Genomic DNA, 274 nt, shown 5'->3' with positions numbered 1-274 from the left:
GATCATTACCGCGCCTTACGATCGTCGTGTTGAAGTGGGTCAAGTCGCTTTTGCAACTCTTGATCATGTTTCCGCTGCGATTGAATCGGCGCAAGCGGCATTCCCAGAATGGAAAGGCACCGCGATTGAGCAAAAAGCGAAGTGTTTAGAAACACTTGCTGACCTGATGGAAGCAAACTTGGCGGAGTTGGTGGCGATTTGTCATCAAGAAGCGGGTAAAACCATTCACGACAGCATTGATGAAGTTCGTGAGGCGGTTGATTTCTGTCGTTAC

1 protein-coding gene is annotated in these 274 nt (G+C 48.9%); it reads left to right on the top strand.

Features of this window, described 5'->3' with window-relative positions; genetic code table 11:
* Nucleotides 1-274 (top strand): aldehyde dehydrogenase family protein (locus tag I5349_RS13725; RefSeq protein ID WP_226391349.1); only part of this gene is annotated, 274 nt, incomplete at both ends.

The sequence above is a fragment of the Penaeicola halotolerans genome, from assembly GCF_016464625.1.
GTDB classification, from domain to species: Bacteria; Bacteroidota; Bacteroidia; order Cytophagales; family Cyclobacteriaceae; genus Penaeicola; species Penaeicola halotolerans.
Note: the sequence above shows the minus strand (reverse complement) of the source record. Positions and strands in the feature narration are given on the sequence as shown.